At 70.6% G+C, this 2,182-nt stretch carries 4 protein-coding genes; 1 reads left to right on the top strand and 3 read right to left on the bottom strand.

All coding sequences use genetic code 11. The features are described from left to right. From RMO85_RS11145 to RMO85_RS11135, 3 genes are all read right to left on the bottom strand, one after another. Window positions 1-453 (bottom strand): hypothetical protein (locus RMO85_RS11145; RefSeq protein WP_310528794.1); only part of this gene is annotated, 453 nt, incomplete at its 3' end. After that, window positions 450-1,010 (bottom strand): SigE family RNA polymerase sigma factor, encoded by a 561-nt coding sequence (locus RMO85_RS11140; protein ID WP_310528793.1) that lies wholly within the window; start codon window positions 1,008-1,010, stop codon window positions 450-452. The genes RMO85_RS11145 and RMO85_RS11140, both read right to left, overlap by 4 nt. 45 nt (window positions 1,011-1,055) lie before the next feature. Continuing rightward, on the bottom strand, window positions 1,056-1,970 hold the full coding sequence (locus RMO85_RS11135) for a Gmad2 immunoglobulin-like domain-containing protein (protein ID WP_310528792.1): 915 nt from the start codon (window positions 1,968-1,970) through the stop codon (window positions 1,056-1,058). A 75-nt stretch (window positions 1,971-2,045) separates the two neighbouring features. On the opposite strand from RMO85_RS11135, the gene RMO85_RS19665 reads away from it, so the two are divergent. Continuing rightward, a partial coding sequence (locus RMO85_RS19665; RefSeq protein WP_397203695.1) for an HIT domain-containing protein occupies window positions 2,046-2,182 on the top strand: 137 nt, incomplete at its 3' end.

The raw sequence follows: 2,182 nt of genomic DNA, 5'->3' as shown, positions 1-2,182 counted from the left end.
CGCCATGAAGTACTTCTCGATCGTGGCTCCTGCGGGCCAGAGCGATCTGTAGTCCGGGTCGGCCGCCCCGGACAAGGCAGCACGCAGGGCGAACATCTTGGCGCCCTCCGGGCCGCTACCCGCCTGGAATTCGCGGTACAGCCGGGGACCGTCGGGGGTGTCGCCGACGAAGTAGACGGGGACGACCTCAGGGGCCGGTGTGTCGGTGGCCGTGGCGGAGGGCGACGTGGTCGATCCCGGATCCGTCGCCCGCGGCGCCGTGTCCGGGCCGAGCACCGCGAACGCGGTGAAGGACGCGGCGATGGCGAGGACGGCCCCGCCTGCGGCGTACGGCCAGCGTCGCTTCGTGGTCGTCGTGCGCGCGCGGATCCGGTCCAGGGCATAGCCCGGCTCGACGTCGGCGACCGCGTCATCGAGGAGGTCGTGCAGGTCGCCCTGCTCGTGGTCGGTCATGACTCGTCCTTCCAGAGGTCTGCGAGGAGCTCGCGCAGGGCGGCGGAGCCGCGCGAGGCGTGCGACTTCACCGAGCCGCGAGCGATGCCCAGCGCGTCGGCGATCTCCGCCTCCGACAGGTCGAGGTAGTGCCGCAGCACGAGCACCTCGCGCTGCCGGTCGGGCAGCTGACCGAGTGCAGTGAGTACGGCCCCGCGCCGGGCCGCGTCGAGCGCGCCAGTGTCCGCATCGGGGGCCGTCTCGAGCTCCCGGGAGGCTGTGGACCGCAGGTGCCGGGCGACCACGACCTGGTGCCGGAGCACCGACCGGGACCGGTTGACGACCGCCTGCCGGAGATAGGCCAGCGCCTTGTCGTTGTCGCGGAGCCGTCCCCACCGGCCGTGCATCGCGACGAATGCGTCCTGTACGACCTCTTCCGCGGTCCCGACATCGCGCACCAGGAGCACGCCCAGCCGGACGAGCTGGCGCCAGTGGGCGGCGTACAACTCCTCGAGCGCCTGGTCGGCGCTCCAGCGGTCGGTGCGATTCACTGCGTCTGCCAGTGCTGCATGGGCCATCACGCTAGTGGGACGCGCGAGGAGGCGTCCCGGTTTACTGCAGCGTCACTCGAGGGTGAAGTCCTTGGAGTCCTCGTCCGGGCCGGAGCCCTCGGCGCCCCCGGACGGGTCGTCGGTGCGCGCGACGAACGTGTAGTCGCCGGGCTCGAGGCCCGAGACGTCGATGGACGTCTCCCACGGGTAGAGCTTGTCCATCCAGCCCTCGGCCGTGGCGAAGCCGTCGAGGACGACCTTGTCGCCCTGCCGGATCTCCCACAGGACGTTCGCCTCGAAGGACGAGGCGACGCCGCTGGCCTCGAGGGTGCCGCCCGAGACGGTGGCACCCTGCTCGGGGGACGTGATGTTGACCAGTCCCAGCACTTCGAGGGCCTCGGCGTTGGTGAACTGCGTCTCGGTGCTCAAGCCGAACAGGCGGAAGTCCGAGCCTCCGCGCTTGATCTGGACGGGGACGCGCTCCTGCTGGACGCCCTGGAGGGTGTAGACGAGCTGCTGCAGCGCGAGCCTCGCGGCCTTGGGGGACATCCCGTCAGGCGCGTCGGTGAACCCGTCGCTGGGGATCTGGACGAGCAGGACGCCGTCGGTCGCCTGCACGTCGGAGATCTCCACCTGGGGCCAGAGCGTCCTGTAGTCGGGATCGAGCACATCGCCCGCCACCATCAGCGCGGTGGCCTCCATCAGCGGGTTGTCGGCGGGCACCGACCGGAACTCGCGAAACAGCCTCGGACCACTCGGAGTGTCCCCGACGAAGTAGACCGGCACCGTCACGGTGTTTGCAGGGTCGGCAGTCTCGGTCTCGGTGGGGGTCTCGCTCGGCGAACCGGTCGCCGGGTCGGTCGCCTCGGACTCGCTGGAGACCGGCGAGGGATCGCGGTCGGGGACCTCTTCGCTGCACGCCGTGGCGCCGAGGGCGAGCGCGCCGAGGGAGAGGAGGGAGGCCAGTCGCCGAGAGGGGGAAGTCATGTGTTTCACGGTAGTCGGACGCGCGCCGTGCTCCTCCGGTTACACGCCGCAGGCGCTCGATCTAGTGTGAGTGGCATGACCGCCCCCGAGCGCCCCGACGACTGCCTCTTCTGCAAGATCGTCGAGGGCGAGATCCCGGCAGAGATCGTGCACGCGGACGAGGTCACCGTCGCCTTCCGTGACCTGAACCCACAGGCTCCCACGCACGTGCT

Origin of the sequence: Nocardioides sp., from assembly GCF_031422975.1 — a bacterium.
In the GTDB taxonomy this organism is placed as follows: Bacteria; Actinomycetota; Actinomycetes; order Propionibacteriales; family Nocardioidaceae; genus Nocardioides.
Note: the sequence above shows the minus strand (reverse complement) of the source record. Positions and strands in the feature narration are given on the sequence as shown.

Coding starts and splice junctions, on each gene's coding strand:
- RMO85_RS11135 (WP_310528792.1), bottom strand. CDS start 1,970: ATGACTTCCCCCTCTCGGCGACTGGCCTCCCTCCTCTCCCTCGGCGCG.
- RMO85_RS11140 (WP_310528793.1), bottom strand. CDS start 1,010: ATGGCCCATGCAGCACTGGCAGACGCAGTGAATCGCACCGACCGCTGG.